The organism is Lentzea sokolovensis (assembly GCF_033949975.1).
Classification (GTDB): Bacteria; Actinomycetota; Actinomycetes; order Mycobacteriales; family Pseudonocardiaceae; genus Lentzea; species Lentzea sokolovensis.
The window spans coordinates 1-2,472 of the sequence record NZ_JAXAVU010000021.1; the positions used below are offsets into that span (position 1 = coordinate 1).

The 2,472-nt window shown below is 67.1% G+C and carries 2 protein-coding genes and 1 pseudogene; all 3 read left to right on the top strand.

Going from position 1 to position 2,472, the window contains the following annotated elements; translation table 11 throughout:
- Positions 1 to 654, top strand: a 654-nt coding sequence (locus tag SK854_RS47850; protein WP_319981864.1) for a permease, incomplete at its 5' end; no start/stop codon positions are given.
- A gap of 19 nt (positions 655 to 673) precedes the next feature.
- Positions 674 to 2,248 carry an S-methyl-5-thioribose-1-phosphate isomerase gene (gene mtnA, locus SK854_RS47855; RefSeq protein ID WP_319981865.1) on the top strand — a complete coding sequence of 525 codons (1,575 nt, stop codon included), beginning with the start codon at positions 674 to 676 and terminating at the stop codon, positions 2,246 to 2,248.
- Positions 2,249 to 2,274: 26 nt separating this feature from the next.
- Positions 2,275 to 2,472: pseudogene (locus SK854_RS47860) on the top strand (cupin); the annotation flags it as partial.

Genomic DNA, 2,472 nt, shown 5'->3' on the forward strand with positions numbered 1-2,472 from the left:
TTGTTCATGGAGCGGCGCGGGTGGCTCGACCAGCCGTTGCGGCTGGAGATGGCCACGACGGCGAAAGCCGCTGACCCGGTGACCGTCGGATCGGCCTCGCGGTCGGCGACAGGAACAGCTCTTTCGGACCGTGCGGACGACTCCGCCGAGTCGGGAGGCTGCTGCGGATCCGAGTCCGCGAGCCCGCCTGTGGAGCAGAAGCCAGAGCCGTGGTGGCCGCAGGCTCGTGCCGGGCTGGCACAGATGGGTGCCCGGCGGTTCGGTAGCGAAGTGCTGCGCGACGTGTGGTTGCTCGGACGCTGGATGATGGTCGCCGTGATCGCGGAAGCGCTCATCGTCAAGTTCGTCCCGACCTCGATCGTGTCCGCCGGCTTCGGCGACAACGTCGTGCTGTCGGTGGTGCTTGCCGCCGCCATCGGCGTGCCGCTTTACCTCAACGGTGTCGGCGCGATTCCCGTGGTCGGCGGTTTGATGGCGACGGGCATGAACCCCGCGGCCGCGACGACATTCCTGCTCGGCGGTGCGGTCACGACCGTTCCGGCCATCGCCGCGGTACGCGTGCTGGCCTCCACCCGGGTTTTCCTGCTGTATCTCGGTATCGGCTTCTTCGGCAGCATGCTGGTCGGACTTGTCACAGCGGTCTTCGTGCACTGACGAGGTGTCTGGGGGAGCGGTGACCGCAACCGCAAGACTGACCGACAGGCCGTCCCTGATGTGGCGCGGCGACGCGTTGATCGCGGTTGACCAGACTTTGCTTCCGAACGAGCACCGCCTCATCATCTTGTCCACTGTGGATGCGGTGGTCGACGCGATCCGCCGGTTGGCAATCCGGGGTGCGCCCGCGATCGGCGTGGCCGGAGCGTTCGCGGTCGTGATCTCCGCACGCAGGAGGGCCGACCCAGACGCCGTCAGAGCAGACGCCGCACGCATCACGGCCGCACGGCCGACGGCGATCAACCTGACTTGGGCGGTCCAACGCGTGATGACGCGTCTGCCTGAAGGCCCGGACGCGATGTTGCTCGAGGCCTTGTCCATCCTGCACGAGGACGCGACCATCGCTGCCGCGGTGGCGTGCAGAACCGCCGATGTGGTGCTCGAGCTGACCACACGACGACCTCTGCGCATCCTCACCCACTGCAACACCGGCAGATTCGCCACAACCGGTGTGGGCACGGCGCTCGGGGCGATCCGATCTCTTGCCGACGCGGGCCACGTGGAATCGGTGTTGGCCACGGAAACCCGCCCGCTGCTGCAAGGCGCTCGACTGACCGCCTATGAACTGGCCGAGGCAGGTATCCCGTACCGAGTGTGCGTCGACTCCGCCGCCCCGGCCGCCATCGCGGCCGGGGGAATCGATGTTGTCGTCGTCGGAGCGGACCGGGTGACGGCCAACGGCAGTGTCGCCAACAAGATAGGCACGTACTCGCTCGCGTTGGCCGCCGCACGTAGCGGTGTCCCCTTCATCGTCGCCGCTCCCGAATCCACACTGGACGCCGGCACGGCGATCACCATCGAGGAGCGCGACGAAGAGGAAGTCCTCAACTTTGTAGGCGGCCGCATTACTCCCCCAGGTGCGGCCGCCTACAATCCCGCCTTCGACGTCACCCCGGCGGACCTGGTCAGCGCCGTGGTCACCGAACTGCGAGTGCTGGCCGCAGGCAGCGCACATCGTGTGGCCGCACTGGCACATCAGCTGCACGCCCGCGGGTGGATGGACGGAACAGCGGGCAACCTGTCGGTCAGGTTGCCCGGCGGCCAGGCGCTGATCACGGCAAGTGGGCGCAGCAAAGGAGAACTGACAGCCGCCGACGTCGTTCAGATGCACGCCGAGTCCGGTCTGCCGCTCCGATGCCCGGGACCTCCTCTATCGGCGGAGGCAAGCATCCACGCGGCGTTGTACCGCATGTTTCCGGACTGTGGTGCCGTTGTACACGCTCACCCGCCTCACGCCACCGCGGTCGCCGCCTTGGCAGCGGAAGCCGGCGCGGTGACGTTCACCGACTTCGAGATCATCAAAGGGCTCGGCGCCACGTCCGTCGTACAGGTACCCGTCTTCGCGAACTGGGCCGAGGTCCCGAGAATCGCGGCGGAGATCTCCCAGCGGCTGACTGACCAGCAAAGCCCGCCGGTGCTGTTGATCGCCCATCACGGCGCCACCGCCTGGGGCTCGACGCTGGACGAAGCACGCAACCGGCTGGAAAGCCTGGAAGCGTTGTGTCAGCTGCACCTGCTCACAGATCAACGATGACTGTCTGCGTACGGAAGGCAACGATCATGGCTCTGTTACAGGTCATTCCCGAGAACGACGGAAACGCTGTCCTGCTGCGGACCACGGATGTCGGTCTGATCGCCGAAGAACTGGCGCGGTTCGGCATCTCGCTGGAGCAGTGGCCCACGGTCGAACTACCCGCTGAGGCGGCGCAACCGGAAGTGCTCGCCGCCTATGCCGCAGAGGTCGACCGCTTGCGCGCC